Source organism: Bosea sp. (in: a-proteobacteria), from assembly GCF_023953965.1.
GTDB lineage: Bacteria > Pseudomonadota > Alphaproteobacteria > Rhizobiales > Beijerinckiaceae > Allobosea.
Genome location: NZ_JAMLIX010000001.1, coordinates 2,392,352 through 2,406,801 on the forward strand (window position 1 = coordinate 2,392,352; position 14,450 = coordinate 2,406,801).

The 14,450-nt window shown below is 70.1% G+C and carries 13 protein-coding genes and 1 tRNA gene; 9 read left to right on the forward strand and 5 right to left on the reverse strand.

Annotation, left to right across the window (positions count from 1 at the left end; all coding sequences use genetic code 11):
* Window positions 1-166: 166 nt before the first annotated feature.
* The 6 genes from M9917_RS11065 to M9917_RS11090 all read left to right on the forward strand — a co-directional run bounded on the left by M9917_RS11065 (window position 167) and on the right by M9917_RS11090 (window position 7,268).
* Window positions 167-2,440, forward strand: a complete 2,274-nt coding sequence (locus M9917_RS11065) for a TonB-dependent receptor family protein (protein ID WP_297253619.1) — start codon at window positions 167-169, stop codon at window positions 2,438-2,440.
* 23 nt (window positions 2,441-2,463) lie between these two features.
* A complete protein-coding gene (locus tag M9917_RS11070; RefSeq protein WP_297253621.1) occupies window positions 2,464-3,429 on the forward strand; it encodes an ABC transporter substrate-binding protein in 966 nt (321 codons plus the stop codon).
* A 4-nt stretch (window positions 3,430-3,433) separates the two neighbouring features.
* Window positions 3,434-4,243, forward strand: a complete 810-nt coding sequence (locus M9917_RS11075) for an ABC transporter permease (RefSeq protein ID WP_297253623.1) — start codon at window positions 3,434-3,436, stop codon at window positions 4,241-4,243.
* Window positions 4,240-4,974: an ABC transporter ATP-binding protein gene (locus tag M9917_RS11080; RefSeq protein ID WP_297253624.1), complete on the forward strand. Its 735-nt coding sequence runs from the start codon at window positions 4,240-4,242 to the stop codon at window positions 4,972-4,974. Before M9917_RS11075 ends, M9917_RS11080 begins: the two co-directional genes overlap by 4 nt.
* 1 nt (window position 4,975) lies before the next feature.
* The gene (locus M9917_RS11085; protein WP_297253625.1) at window positions 4,976-6,175 is read left to right on the forward strand and encodes an NnrS family protein; all 1,200 of its coding nucleotides are present in this window, start codon (window positions 4,976-4,978) and stop codon (window positions 6,173-6,175) included.
* Between the two features lie 136 nt (window positions 6,176-6,311).
* Window positions 6,312-7,268, forward strand: a complete 957-nt coding sequence (locus M9917_RS11090; RefSeq protein ID WP_297253627.1) for a carbohydrate kinase family protein — start codon at window positions 6,312-6,314, stop codon at window positions 7,266-7,268.
* Window positions 7,269-7,286: 18 nt separating this feature from the next.
* Here M9917_RS11090 and M9917_RS11095 read toward each other — a convergent pair whose 3' ends face one another.
* A complete protein-coding gene (locus M9917_RS11095) occupies window positions 7,287-8,375 on the reverse strand; it encodes a DUF2793 domain-containing protein (protein ID WP_297253629.1) in 1,089 nt (362 codons plus the stop codon).
* A 199-nt stretch (window positions 8,376-8,574) separates the two neighbouring features.
* Between M9917_RS11095 and M9917_RS11100 the strand changes: the two genes are divergently transcribed.
* Both M9917_RS11100 and M9917_RS11105 read left to right on the forward strand, forming a co-directional pair.
* Window positions 8,575-9,285: a CoA transferase subunit A gene (locus tag M9917_RS11100; RefSeq protein ID WP_297253631.1), complete on the forward strand. Its 711-nt coding sequence runs from the start codon at window positions 8,575-8,577 to the stop codon at window positions 9,283-9,285.
* On the forward strand, window positions 9,285-9,947 hold the full coding sequence (locus tag M9917_RS11105; protein WP_297253633.1) for a 3-oxoacid CoA-transferase subunit B: 663 nt from the start codon (window positions 9,285-9,287) through the stop codon (window positions 9,945-9,947). The genes M9917_RS11100 and M9917_RS11105 overlap by 1 nt, the downstream gene beginning before the upstream one ends.
* A 140-nt stretch (window positions 9,948-10,087) precedes the next feature.
* Here the strand turns inward: M9917_RS11105 and M9917_RS11110 are convergent, their stop codons facing one another.
* The 4 genes from M9917_RS11110 to mnmA form a co-directional block, all read right to left on the reverse strand.
* Entirely contained in the window at window positions 10,088-10,468 is a 381-nt protein-coding gene (locus M9917_RS11110; protein ID WP_297253634.1) for a hypothetical protein, read from the reverse strand.
* 388 nt (window positions 10,469-10,856) lie between these two features.
* Window positions 10,857-10,933: transfer RNA gene (locus tag M9917_RS11115), tRNA-Met, on the reverse strand.
* Between the two features lie 183 nt (window positions 10,934-11,116).
* Window positions 11,117-11,761 (reverse strand): class I SAM-dependent methyltransferase, encoded by a 645-nt coding sequence (locus M9917_RS11120; RefSeq protein WP_297253636.1) that lies wholly within the window; start codon window positions 11,759-11,761, stop codon window positions 11,117-11,119.
* A gap of 38 nt (window positions 11,762-11,799) precedes the next feature.
* On the reverse strand, window positions 11,800-12,972 hold the full coding sequence (gene mnmA / locus M9917_RS11125; protein ID WP_297254830.1) for a tRNA 2-thiouridine(34) synthase MnmA: 1,173 nt from the start codon (window positions 12,970-12,972) through the stop codon (window positions 11,800-11,802).
* A gap of 250 nt (window positions 12,973-13,222) precedes the next feature.
* Here mnmA and M9917_RS11130 point away from each other — a divergent pair, with 250 nt between their 5' ends.
* The gene (locus M9917_RS11130; protein WP_297253638.1) at window positions 13,223-14,449 is read left to right on the forward strand and encodes a flagellar hook-length control protein FliK; all 1,227 of its coding nucleotides are present in this window, start codon (window positions 13,223-13,225) and stop codon (window positions 14,447-14,449) included.
* The last annotated feature ends 1 nt before the right edge of the window (window position 14,450 follow it).

Genomic DNA, 14,450 nt, shown 5'->3' on the forward strand with positions numbered 1-14,450 from the left:
ATCTGGAATAATTCCAGTTTTTAATTTTTGAAACAAGAACTCTTTCTTTGTAAGACTCAAGGTCGACATGAAACAACATGTCGCACCCTGTAAACAGATGTTTACAGTCTCGGTTACGGCGCTGTATGAAAAGTGCCATCTGACATTCCTATTTTAGATCGTCTCCATGCTGCAATCCAACCTGCATCGCGCGGATTTTCCCTCGGCACGCGCCGATTCCTCCCGTCTTCTCGGACGATTGACGCTGGCGGCCCTGCTCACGACCGTGTCGGCGCAGGCGTGCCTGGCGCAGTCGGCCTCTCCGGGCTCTGCGATCGTGCTCGACACCATCGTGGTCGAGGGCGCTCCCGCCGGGGTGCCGGCCTTCGTGCGCGAGCGCTTCTTCGCCACGGCGGGGGCCGCGACGCTGCTTACCGCCGACGACATTCCGCGCGGCGGCAATCCGACGCTGGCGCAGGCCCTGCAGAACGCGCCGGGCGTCGTCGTGCAGGAGTTCTTCGGCGGCAACGACCAGCCGCGCATCCAGATCCGCGGCTCCGGCCTGCAGCAGAACCCGGTCGAGCGCGGCATCCTCGTGCTGCGCGACGGGCTTCCGCTCAACCGGGCCGACGGCTCCTATATCGTCGGGCTCGCCAATCCGCTCCAGGCGGAGGCGATCGAGGTCTATCGCGGCGCGAGCGCGCATCGGCTGGGAGCCACCGTGCTGGGCGGGGCGCTCAACTTCGTCTCGCCGACCGGCAACAGCGCGCCGGGGACCGAGGTCCGGGTCTCGGGCGGCAGCTTCGGGCAGCTCAACCTCTCCGGGCAGACGGGCTATCGCGGCGAGGGGTTCGACGCGCTGATCCAGGGCGATTTCGGCCGCCGCGACGGCTATCGCGCCCATAACGAGTCGCAGCGCGCCAGCGTCAGCGCCAATGTCGGCATCGCCCTGACCGAAAACATCAAGACCCGCTTCTTCATGGGCTATACCGATCTCAGCTTCGACGTCTCCGGCCCGCTGACCAGACAGGGCCTGCGCGCCAATCCGAGGCAGGTGCATGGCGGCCCGCGCGTCGTCGCCGGCGTCGCGGTCGATCCCGGCCCCAATGTCCTGCGCGACCGGCCGAGGCGGGAGACGCAGCAGTTCTTCATCGGCAACCGGACCACGGCGGAATTCGGGCCGCATCTCGTCGATCTCGGCCTCGGCTACACCTACACCGACGACATGTTCCGCTTCCCGATGTCGTCGGGCGTCAGGGTCACCAAGGGCGGCGATTTCACGGCGGTCGCGCGCTATGCCTACAAGCCCGACCAGGCCGCCGCCCTGCCGCTGTTCGAGACCACGGCGCAATACGTCATCGGCTCGGCCAAGCGCGAGAACTACCTCAACCAGGGCGGCATGAAAGGCGCGCTGTTCGGCGAGAGCGATCTCGATGCCAGCACGCTCTCGCTCCATGCCGGCGCCAACATCCCGCTCTGGCAGGGGGTGACGCTGTCGCCGGCGATCAACTACGCCCATGCGACGCGCGACAACACCGATACCTATGCCTTCGCGCGCCGGCCGACCAACGCCTACAACCCCGCCTCGCCCTATGCGCTCCTGCCCAACGGCGCGGTCCCGCGGCAGGATTCGAGCTACAAGCGCACCTATGACGGCTGGAGCCCGAGCCTCGGCCTGAGCTGGCGGCCGAGCGCCGACCAGATCGTCTTCGCCGCGCTGTCGCGCAATTTCGAGCCGCCGACCCATGAGGACCTGCTGGCGACGATCAACGGCACGCCCAACAGCAGCCCCGGCCGCCCCAATCCGGGCGCGCCGATGGCGGCTGCCGCCGCCTTCTCCACCCCGGCACTGAAGGCGCAGACCGGCACGACGCTGGAAGGCGGCTGGCGCGGCCGGCAGGGCGACTTCTCCTGGGACGGCGTCGTCTATTATTCCTGGATCGACAAGGAACTGCTCAGCCTGCGCGACGCCACCGGCGCCTCGCTGGGCGCGGTCAATGCCGACAAGACCACGCATTTCGGGGTCGAGCTCGGCCTCGGCGCGAAGCTCCTCGACGGGCTGACCGGGCGCCTCGCCTATACCTATCAGGATTTCCGCTTCGACAACGACCCGCTGCGCGGCAACAACCGCCTCGCCGGCACGCCGCGCCACCTCATCAACGCGACGCTGCAATATCAGGCGACGCAGGCCTGGATGCTGCAGGCCTCGCTGCGCTGGAGCCCGGAGAAGACGCCGGTCGACAACATGAACACGCTCTATGCCGCGCCTTACGCGCTCGTCGACCTGCGCACCGAATACCGCGTCAACGACAGCGTCACCGTCTTCGGCGAGGTCAGCAACGTCTTCGACAAGACCTATGCCGCCGCGACCCTGATCGTCGATCAGGCCCGGCCCGACCAGGCGGCCTTCCAGCCAGGCACGGGACGCGCCTTCTTCGCCGGGCTCAAGGCCCGCTTCTGAGGCGGGCGCAACAGGGGATTGCCATGTTCGACCGCCGCCGCTTCCTCGCCGCCTCCGCGACCGCGCTCGCCATGCCGGGGCTTGCCAGCGCGGCCGAGCCGCTCGTGCTCTGGGGGCCGCCGGCGACGCCGGGGCTCCTGCTCGTCGCGGCGGCGAAGGACCCTTCGCTCAAGCGCTTCGCGGACAACGTCGAGGTCAGGATCTGGCGCACGCCCGACGAGATGCGCGCCGGCGTCTCGTCTGGCGGGATGAAGGCGGTGGTGGTGCCGACATATGTCGCGGCGAACCTGCATAATCGCGGCCTCGGCATCCGGCTGGCCAATATCCTCACCCATGGCCTGCTCCAGGTGGTGGCGCCGGCCGACACGGTCGCGACGCTCGCCGATCTGAAGGGCAAGCGCGTCGCGGTGCCGTTCAAGAACGACATGCCCGACTTCCTGTTCCGCCGGATGCTCGCGGCGCAGGGGCTCAAGCCCGACGAGCTCAATATCGACTATTCGGGCACGCCGCCGGAGGCGGTGCAGCTCCTGCTCGGCGGGCGCGTCGATGCCGCGCTTCTGTCGGAGCCCGCGACCTCGGCCGCGATCCTGCTGTCGGGCCTGCGTGCCAAGCCGCTCGAGCGCGCCGTCGACCTGCGCAAGCTCTGGGCCGCCGCGACCGGGCGCCCGAACATCCCGCAGGCGGGGCTTGCCGTCACCGATGCGCTGACGCAGCAGATCGGGGCGGAGGGCATCGCCGCGCTCCAGCGCGCGATCGAGACGGCGCTCGCCACTGTCCTGGCCGACCCGGCTGGCGTCGCCGGCGAGGCGGCGGGGCTGTTCCAGCTGCCGGCGCCGGTGCTCGCCGGCGCCGTGCCGGTGAGCAACCTCGCGGCCGAGACGGCTTCCGCCGCGCGGCCGGATCTCGAGGCGCTGTTCACGGCGCTCGCAACGGACGATTCCCGCATCATCGGGGGCAAGCTGCCGGGCGACGCCTTCTACGCCTTGTGACGGGATGCGCCACGGGCTCGCCTTCCTCGGCTGGGCCGGCCGCTATCTCTGGTCCGGCTGGGCCGGCGCGGCCGGGCTGTTCTGCATCGCCGCCGCCTGGCAGGCGGGTCACGAGCTCTACGGCTCCTTCATCCTGCCCGCCCCGCTCGAGACCGCCCACGAGGTCGTCAAGCTCGCGCAGGACGAGGCCTTCCGCCGCGCCGCCCGCGAGACGGCCGAGCGGGCGGCGCTCGGCTTCACGCTCTCCGTCCTGATCGGCACGGCGGCCGGGATCGCCGCCGGCTATTCCTTCGCGGCGATGCGGCTGATGCGCCCGGTCGTCACCGTCATCCTCGGCGTGCCGCCGATCGCCTGGATCGTGCTGGCGCTGATCTGGTTCGGCGCCGGCGGCGGCACCGCCGTGATGACCGTCGTCGTCGCCTCGCTGCCGATCTCCTTCGCCGGCGGGCTCGAAGGCGCCGCCACGCGCGACCGCGGGCTCGACGCCATGGCGCGCTCCTTCGGCGCGGGGCCCTTGATGCGGCTCAACACCGTCACCATACCGCACATGGTCTCCTATCTCTTTCCGGCCTGGACGACGACGGCCGGCTCGGCCTGGAAGGTCACGGTGATGGCGGAGCTTCTGTCGAACGCCGGCGGGCTCGGCGGCGACCTCGCCAGCGCGCGGGCGCTCTTCGACATCCCGCGCGTCACCGCGATCGTGCTCGTCACCGTCGGCTTCGCGCTGTTCACCGAATATGCCCTGATCCAGCCCGTCCGCGACCGGCTGGAGCAATGGCGCGAGGCCGGGTTGCCCTGGGGCGTGAAGCGATGAGGCTTGCGCTCGACCGCATCGGCCACGCCTTCCTCGGCCGGGCCGTCTTCGAGGATCTCTCGTTGACGCTCGGCGAAGGCGAGGTCGTGGCTCTGGTCGGCCCCTCCGGCTGCGGCAAGACCACGGTGCTCCAGATCGCCGCCGGGCTGATCGATCCGCTGCGCGGGCGGGTGCGGCGGCATTACCGGCGCCACGCCGTGGTTTTCCAGGAGCCGCGCCTGCTGCCCTGGATGACGGCGCGCGACAACATCGCCTATGGGCTCAAGGCGCACGGCATGGGCAGGCCTGAGCGCCGCGCGGTGGCTGAGCGGCGGGCCGCCGAGGTCGGGCTGTTCGAGCGGGACCTCGACAAATACCCGGCGGAGCTTTCCGGCGGCATGCGCCAGCGCACGGCGGTCGCGCGGGCGCTGGCGATCGATCCCGAGGTCGTCTATTTCGACGAGCCTTTCACCGCGGTCGATATCGGCCTGCGCCGCGTGCTGCAGAACCTCGTCATCGCCGCTTGCGTCCGGGAGAAATTCTCGGCCCTCTTCATCACCCACGATCTTTCCGAGGCGATCAGGCTGGCGCATCGCATCGTCGTGCTGTCCGGCCGGCAGGAGGGCATCGTCGCCGAGCGCGTGCCGGAAGGCGCACCCGGCGAGCGCGACGACCGCAGCGTCTTCGAAACCGTGCAGGCCTGGGCGCAGGACGTAGCCTTCGCCGATCTGTTCGACGGCGACAGGCAGTAGCATGAGCGACCCCACGCCAGTGAGGCTTCCCCATCCGCTGCTCGCCGAGGCGCTGAAGCTGTTCTTTCCCGTGGCCGCGGTCCATGCCGTGCTGCTGCCGCTTATCTGGGTGACGCTTTTGTCCTTCGACCTGCCTTTCGCCCGGCAGGTGCCGCCCGGCCAATGGCACGCCCATGAGATGATCTTCGGCACCTATGGCGCGGCGCTCGCCGGCTTCCTCGGCTCGGCCATGCCGGAATGGACCGATACGCGGGCCAGGCGGGGGCGCGCGCTCCTGCTCCTGCTGGCGTTCTGGCTGCCCGGCCGGCTGATCGGCTTCGTCGGCGCCGATGCGCTGATCCTGCCGGCAGCGGCGACCGATTTCGCCTTCCTCATGCTGCTGCTGATCTATATCGCCCGCCCGCTGATCGAGCGGCGCAGCACGCGCCACGGCTCCTTCCTGCTCTGGATCTCGCTGTTCGCCCTGATCGAGCTTGCGATCCGCGCGGCCTGGTTCCTGGGCGAGACGGTCTGGTCGGCCAGGCTGTTGCAGGCGGCGCTCGCGGTCTTCCTGGTCTTCCTTTCGCTCGCCATCGCGCGGATCAACGTCGTCGTCGTCAATCACGCGCTCGATCCCACTGGCGAGACCACGCCCTACCGGCCCCATCCCGGCCGCCAGAACCTCGCTGCCGGGCTCGTCGGCTTGCAGCTCTCCGCTGCGCTCGTCGCGCCCGATTCGGCCGTGCCGGCCTGGCTCGCGCTCGCGGCGGCGGCGGCCTTCCTCGACCGTCTGGCCGAATGGTTCATCGGCCGGGCCGTGCTGCGCGCCGAGGTTCTGGCGCTCGCCGCGGCCAATGCCTGCGGCGGCCTCGGCTTCCTGGTGCTCGGCCTCGCCGGGCTCGGCGCGCCGGTTTCGCCGGTGACGGGGCAGCACCTGCTTTCGGTCGGGGCGCTCGGGCTTGCGGTGATGGCGGTCTTCGTGATCGCGGGCCTGCGTCATAGCGGGCGCGACCTCGTGCTGCCGGGCGCTGCGAAGCTCGCGCTCGCGCTGATGGCGGCGGCGGGCCTGATGCGCATCCTGCCCGAGATCGGCATCGGCGAGAGCCTCATCGGCCTGCACTATCAGCTCGCGGCCGGGCTCTGGTCGGCGGCCTTCGCCGTCTGGCTGATCGGCTTCTGGCCGATCCTCACCAGCCCGAAGGGCGGGGAGGGTTGCGACTAGATCGCCGTCCTACCGGATACAAAACGGCGATCCAGCTTTACTTGCCCGCTCGCCTGCTTCCTTGTGATCGAGGATGCGTCTTCCGACCGGTCGTCGTCGGCGCTTCCGCAATGACGGATAGCGAAGGTCGACCGTGATGATCCTGGTCTGTGGCGAAGCGCTGGTCGATCTGTTCGCCGGCGCGGCCGAGGGCAGCGAGATGCCGGCGCGGATCGTGGCCGGCGGCTCGCCCTTCAATGTCGCGATCGGCCTGGCGCGGCTCGGCGTCGCGGCGGGCTTCCTCGGCGGCGTCTCGCGCGACGGCTTCGGCGGCATGCTCGCCGAGGTGCTGGCGCGGGAGGGGGTCGACGGCCGCTATCTCGTGCGGAGCGACCGGCTCACCACCATCTCCGTCGTGGCCACCGGCCGGGACGGCCATGCGAGCTATTCCTTCCATGGCGAAGGCGCGGCCGACCGCTCGCTCCTGCCGGCCGATCTGCCGCCGGCCCTGCCCGATGCGATCCGGGCCCTGACCTTCGGCTCCTACACCATGGCGGTGGAACCCGCCGGCTCGGCCTTCGCGGCGCTGGCCGAGCGCGAAGGCGGCCGGCGCGTCGTCAGCGTCGACCCCAATCTGCGCCCGACGGCGCTCGGGGGGCTCGCCGGCTGGCATCGGGCGGCCGAGCGCTTCTACCGCGCGGCGACGCTGATCAAGGCGAGCGACGAGGATATCCGCATCGCCTGGGACGGCGCGCTCGGCGAAGCCGAGGCCGCGGCCCACTGGCTCGATCTGGGCGCAAAGCTCGTCGTCGTCACGCAGGGCGAGCGGGGCGCCACGGCCTTCTCCGCCGCCGGCCGGGTCAGCGTGCCGGGCCGGCGCGTTTCTGTCCGCGATACGGTCGGGGCGGGCGACACCTTCCACGCCGCGCTGCTCGCGCGGCTCAGCCGGACCGGCCGGCTCAGCCCCGAAGCGATCGCCGCGCTCGACCGGGACGCCATCGCCGACCTCATCGCCTATGCCGCCGCCGCCGCCGCGATCACCGTGACGCGCCGGGGCGCGGACCTGCCCACCGCCGCCGAGGTCGAGGCCGCCATGGCCGCGCCGGGCGCCTGACCGCCCTCGATCCCGCCGTCAACCTGCCAGGCTGCCGAAGCGGCCCTCCAGCGCCGCGATGCGCGCCGTCAGCCCGTCGATCGCCGCGCGCTGGCGCCGGACCACGTCGATCAGCAGCACGCTCAACCGGTCGTACTGGACGGCGTCGGGCCGCAGGCGCCGCGCGCCGTCTTCCCCCTCCGACGGCTCGTCCTCGTCGGTCCAGTGGACGAGGCGGGGGTCGACCGCCGCCACATCCTCGGCCAGGAGCCCGTACCAGCTCCATTCGGCACGGTCGCGTACCGCCGCGGAGCGGTAGCGGACGGGAGACAGCGCGAGAACCCGGTCGGCCACCTCCGGGGCGAGCGGCTGGATGTCACGCTTGTAGCGGCGCGATGAGGTCGAGCGCAGCAGGGCGTTGCCGGTGCCGCTGTCGAGCACGGCGTTGGCCGCCGCGGCCGTGGTCCCCACCGAGGGGAAGCTCACGGCTCCGCCGGCGGCGATCCGCAGCGCCTCCTGCCAGAGCGAGCCGTCGGAGGAGACGCGAAACCCAAGATCGTCGTCGCCGACCAGGCCGATCTCGGCCCGCCCGGAATAACCCGACTGGAAGAGCAGGGAGAGCACGTTGCCGGTGGCCTCCTTGTCCAGGGTGAAGCGCAGGTCGCCGTCGCCGCCCTCGCCGGTGGTGAGCGCGGTCCACAGAGCTTTGTTCAGCTTGGCCGCGAAAGGATTGGCGGCATCGGCCGTGGTGGCGAGCCCTAAACGCGTCAGCTGGGCGGGGGCCCCGCCGTCGAGGACGCCGCGCCAATCGGCGCCGTCATGGACGAGGAGCACCTGTTCGTCCTCGACCCAGACGATCCAGCCGGCACGCGGCGCATGGAAGATCCAGCCGCCGTCGCGCCGCTCGGCGAGCTTTCCGCCCCGCCCCGCCCATTCGTCCAGCGGCGTGGCGCCGAGAAGCCAGATTCCGCCCTCGGCCGGGCTCGGGGGAGGCGAAAGCATGTCGCGGGCGACGACACTGAGCTGGACGAGCGCGTCGAGATCCGTCAGCGCGTCGTTATGGGTGACGTGCTTCTGGGCCTGTCCGGCGGCGAGGAGCGGGAGATTGAGACGGGATGTGTCTGACATGGGCGATCCATATGATTTCGATCATATATAGGTTATTATTCCTATATGCTATGACTCGTTTTGTCAAGGGGACGCTGTTGACAAGCCTGCCGTGAAGGTATCGACGCAAGGGGAACTACACGGTGGAGCGAGCGGTGCCGGGCGGACTCCACTTTTCGGTCCGATGTTCTAGGATCGCTGCGCCAGACGAGAGGTGAGAATGACGAACAAGATCTATGACGGCCCGAAGGCGGCGCTGGACGGGCTGCTGTTCGATGGGATGACGATCATGTCGGGCGGCTTCGGGCTGTCGGGCAATCCCGAGAGCCTGATCCCGCAGGTGCGCGATTCCGGGGTGAAGAGCATCACCTTGATCTCGAACAATGCCGGGGCCGATGGCTTCGGCCTGTGGATGCTGCTGGAGAGCCGGCAGGTCAGGAAGATGATCTCGTCCTATGTCGGCGAGAACAAGCTGTTCGAGCAGCAATACCTCTCCGGCGAGCTGGAGCTCGAGCTCAACCCGCAGGGCACGCTGGCCGAGCGCATCCGCGCCGGCGGCGCCGGCATCCCCGCCTTCTACACCCGCACCGGCGTCGGCACCGTCGTCGCCGAGGGCAAGCCGGTCGAGGAGTTCGAGGGCGCGCTCTATGTCCGCGAGACCTGGCTCAAGGCCGACCTCGCCATCGTCAAGGCCTGGAAGGGCGATGCCGCCGGCAACCTCGTCTACCGAAAGACGGCGCGCAACTTCAACCCGAACATGGCGACCGCCGGCAAGGTGACGGTGGCCGAGGTCGAGGAGATCGTGCCGGTCGGATCGCTCGATCCCGAAGCGATCCACACCCCCGGCATCTATGTCGACCGCATCATCAAGAGCACGATCAACGAGAAGAAGATCGAGAAGCTGACCGAGCGCAAGAGGGAGGCCGCCTGATGGCTTGGACCCGCGACGAGATGGCCGCGCGAGCGGCCAGGGAACTGAAGGACGGCTATTACGTCAATCTCGGCATCGGCATCCCGACGCTGGTGGCGAACTACATTCCCGACGGCGTCAACGTCACGCTGCAATCGGAGAACGGCCTGCTCGGCATCGGCCCATTCCCCTATGAGGGCGAGGCCGATCCCGACCTGATCAATGCCGGCAAGCAGACGGTCACGATCCTGCCGAGCTCGAGCTTCTTCTCCTCGGCGGACAGTTTCGCGATGATCCGCGGCGGCCATATCGACCTGACCATCCTGGGTGCGATGGAGGTGTCGGCCAATGGCGACATCGCCAACTGGACGATTCCGGGCAAGATGGTGAAGGGCATGGGCGGCGCGATGGACCTCGTCGCCGGCGTCAAGAAGATCATCGTGGTGATGGACCACGCCAACAAGCATGGCGAATCCAAGGTGCTGGAGCGCTGCACCCTGCCGCTGACCGGCGCGGGCGTGGTCGACCTTGTCATCACCGACCTGTGCGTGATGACCTGCGACAAGGCCAATGGCGGGGGCTTGACCCTGATCGAGCTCGCGCCGGGCGTCAGCCTCGACGAGGTCAAGGCCAAGACGGCGGCGCCCTTCACCGTCGCGCCCGGCCTCGCCAAGGCCGCGTGAGCCGCAGGAACCGGCCGGGCCCTGCGCGAAACGCCGGGCAGGGCGGCCCGGCCTGAAATCGGAACCCGCAGCGATCATCCGATCGCTGCGGATTTTCGTTCATGACCGCATCATCACGTCGAGCGGGTCGCTGCCGGGCGTCAGGCGCCGTCGCGAACGGCGACCACGGCCGCATAGGCGTCGGCGGCCAGCGTCAGGGCGGAGGCGACATCGGCCGGCGGGCTGTCGCAGATCGTGTCGACGGCCGCGGCGGCTTGCCGGGCTGCGATGCGGTACCGCTCCGGCGAGAACAGCGTCGCGCCGACCGCGATGACGCGCAGCGCCGTGCAGGTCTCGTCGAGCGTGGCCGATGCCCTGGCGACCGTGGCGTCGGCCTTCGTCTTGCCGATGATCTGACCGGCCCCGGCCGCGACCTGGCGCCAGCCCTCGGCGGAGGTTTTAGGACCGGCGTCGTCCTTGGGGATGCAGGCGGAGGCGGCGAGCGCGCAGGCGAGAGCGGACGCCGCGAGAAGGCGGTTCATGGATGTGCTCCGAGGTTATGGCGGTGCGAAGACGGCGGCTGGCCCGGCTGCTGCGGCGACGCTCAGGCGAAGAAGCCCGCGACGGCGTCGATGCCGCGACCGGAAGCCTCGCTTCAGTCTAGGGGCCCGCGCGGGCCAGGGGATATCCGACGAGCTGCCGGCCGCCTCGGGCGGCGCAGAGAGGGGAATGGCAGGAGCGCGCTTCACCTCCACCCCCTAACAGGAACGAATTGTGTTCGACTGCCGGCGGTGTTGCGTAGAGGCGCCGCGACCCCGCTGTAGCCCGTTGAAATCAAACGAAACGTGTTGCGAGCTGACTCAACCCGAAATCACGCTCCGTCCTCAGCCTCCGCAGAGGCTGTGCGTTTGATTTCATTTGAGAAAGTTGTGGTAGCGGGAGAGGGACTTGAACCCCCGACACGCGGATTATGATTCCGCTGCTCTAACCAGCTGAGCTACCCCGCCACAGGGATCAAAGCCGGCATGGCCGGCTCGTCGTCGAGGCGCGATATAGGCGCCGTGCCCCGGCCTCGTCAAGCCTTAGATCGCTGCGCGTCCCACCGGCGCAAACTGGCGATCTAAGCTTTTGTTTCAGCATCTGATCCGTCCGAAAAGCGCATTCCACTTTCCAGTCCGGTGCCCTGGCCCTCAGCTCTTGCCGACGGAGGTGAGCTTGCGCAGCCGGACGACCTTGAAATAGCCGCGCCCGACATGAACCGTCTCGTAGCGGCCCGTTGCCTTCGCCCAGCCGGTCAGCCGGCTGACCTTGAAATCCGAGCTCCAGCCGACCGCTTTCGACAAAGGCGCGAGCGCGCTCCAGAACGGCGCCAGAAAGCCGCCATCGTCGACGAGGCGGCTCGATATGACGATCTCGCCGCCGGGCTTCAGGACCCGGTCCATCTCGGCGAGCGCCTGCTCGGGATCGGGTACCAGCGTGATGACGAACTGCGCCGTCACCGCATCGAAACGCTCGGCGCCGAAGCCGAGCCGGCAGGCATCCATCACCATCAGCCCGTGGACATGGCTGAGCTTCTGGCCGACGACCTTGCGGGCGGCGACCTTGAGCATGTCGAGCGACAGATCCGCGCCGAACACCCGCGAGCCGGGCGTGAAATAGGGCAGGGTGAGCCCGGTGCCGACGCCGATCTCGAGGATGTCCGGCCCGCAGGCGCAGGCCGCCGCCACCGCCTCGCGCTGCGGGCGCGCCAGCAAGCGCTGGTAGATCCGGTCGTAGAACCTGGCCCAGGTGGCGTAGACGCGCTTCTGGCCGTCGAGATCGTAGGTTACCGGCATGGGTCTGGGGTCCGGGCGTGAAGGGCGGGCCTGAACGGTCAGGACAGGGCGAGCGCGGCTGGCGTCGAGGCTGCCGGCAGGGCGAGCGGTCGCCGCTCGATGGTGCCGCCGCCGAGGACGCGGGCGCCAGGGCCGGCATCGGCGTAGATCACGCAAGCCTGGCCGGGCGAGACCCCTTCCTCGTCGCCGGCGAGCGTGACGCGCAGGCCCTCTGCATCGCTGAACAGCCTGGCCTCGCGCGGGGCGCGGGTCGAGCGGACGCGCACGGCGACATCGAGCCCTTCGCGCGGCAGGGCGTCGAGCGGGGTTTCTGCCAGCCAGTTGAGGTCGCGCAGGCGGATCTCACGCACGCTCAGCGCCTCGCGCGGGCCAACGACGACGCGGGCGGCGTCGGCGTCGAGCCGCAGCACGTAGAGCGGTTCGCCGGCACTGATGCCGAGCCCCTTGCGCTGGCCGACCGTGTAATGCAGCACGCCGTCATGCCGGCCCAGCACGCGGCCGTCGAGATGGACGATCTCGCCGGGGCGGGCGGCGCCGGGCTTCAGCCGCTCGATCACCTCGGCGTAGCGGCCGTTGGGCACGAAGCAGATGTCCTGGCTGTCGGGCTTGTCGGCGATGGAAAGGCCCAGCTCGGCCGCGAGCGCGCGGGTCTCGGCCTTCTCGATCTGGCCGAGCGGGAAGCGCAGCAGGTCGAGCTGCTCCTGCGTCGTGGCATAGAGGAAATAGCTCTGGTCGCGGCTTGCGTCGGCGGCGCGGTAGAGGCCGCGATGGCCGTTGCCGAGAGCGCGGCTGACGACGTAGTGGCCGGTCGCCAGCGCGTCGGCGCCGAGCTCCTTCGCCAGATCGAGCAGGTCGCGGAACTTCACCGTCCGGTTGCACTCGACGCAGGGGATCGGCGTCTCGCCGGCGAGGTAGCTCTCGGCGAAGCGCTCGATCACCGCATCGCGGAAGCGGCTCTCGTAGTCGAGGACGTAATGGGGGATGCCGATCGCCTCCGCCACGCGGCGGGCGTCGTGGATGTCCTGCCCGGCGCAGCAGGCGCCGGCGCGATGGACGGCCGCGCCGTGATCGTAGAGCTGCAGCGTGACGCCGACGACGTCATAGCCTTCGCGCCTGAGCAGGGCCGCGACCACCGAGGAATCGACGCCGCCCGACATCGCCGCGACGACGCGCGTCGCCGCGGGCGGCTTGGCGATGTCGAGGGAATTCAGGGGCGCGGTCATTCTCGGCTGGCTCGGGGGTGGCGCGGCATCGGTGCATCTGCCGGCTCTATACCGGCTTTGGCCGGGCGCCGCCAGCAGGATCGGCAAATCCTGCCGGCCGGGCCGCCACAGCCGGGCTCATCTTGCCTGCTCGGGGCCGCGCCCGGCGCTAAGCCTTTGATTCGGAAGGGGCTGCCGCTGGCTCGCAACTTGCTGGGCGGGGTCGGGTGCGTTCTTGCCCGGGTTTACGAGACCGTTCATGCCGATCCAGTCCGTGTTCACCAGCCAGGCCCCCGTCGAAGCGCCGCCCGCCCGGTCGCGCGCCGGCGAAGCGCGTCGGGGCGAAGGCGACGGGGCGTTCGTGCTGCCCAGGGCCGGCGGCACGGCGCGGGAGCCCGTGGCTGCCGACAAGGCCGCCGAGCCGGAGACGCGGGAGCAGCCGGAGGCTGCGGCGCCGCAGGAGGCGAAAGCCGATGCGGACGGGATCGCGGTCCTGATCGCGATCGCCGCCGCAGGCGCCACCACCACCGCAGGCGCCACCACCACCGACGAGGAGCCCACCGGCCCGGCGCATGAGAAGGCCGAGGCCGCCGAAGGCGAGGCTGCCGTGGCGGCATCCGTCGCGGTTCCGGTCGTCGTCCTGCCTGCGCTGCCGCCGGGGCCGCTCGTCGGCGGCGATACGGCCTCGGTGGAAGCCGGGGCGCAGCTTGCGAAACATGCGGCGAAGCCGGCTCTCGCCATCGGCCTGCCGGTCGAGGCGGCGGAGCAGGCGCCGGCCGCGACCGTGGAGGGCAAGGCGGAACAAGGCGGCGTTCATGCGGCCGGGGTCTCCGGACCGGAGATCCCGGGCAAGGCCGGAGAGCCGGGAGCGGCCAGGGCCGCGCAGCCCGCCGGCGAGGCGAGGGCGCCTGACGCTCCTCAACCGCCGCCGTTCGATCCGTCGAGCCTGTTGCCGCAGGCACATGCAGCGGCCGGGCCGGAGCGGCTTACCCAGGCGCTGGCTGCCGATGCGGCGCCCGCCGGCGCGGGGCAGGGCGCGGCGGGCGGCCAACCGACGCCGGTCCATGTCGTTCCGATCGAGATCGGGCTTCGCGCCATGGCGGGCGTGCGGCAGTTCGACATCCGGCTCGATCCGGACGAGCTCGGCCGCGTCGACGTCGCCCTGTCGATCTCCGAGAAGGGCGAGGTCAGCGCGCGGCTGGTGGTCGATCGGGTCGAGACCCTGCATCTCCTACAGCGCGACGCGCGCACGCTGGAGCGCGCCTTCGAGCAGGCGGGCCTGAAGCCCTCGGACGGCGGCGTCGATATCAGCCTGCGCGACCCTTCAGGCCAGCCGGGCTTCCGCCAGCACCGGGAGCAGGACGAAGCGCGGCAGCGCTCGCGGCCGGCCGATGGCGGCGAACACACCGAAGACGCTTCCCCTTCGATCGATCCCGTCCCGCAGCGCCGTCTCATCCGGCTCGGCGGCGTCGATCTCAGCATCTGAA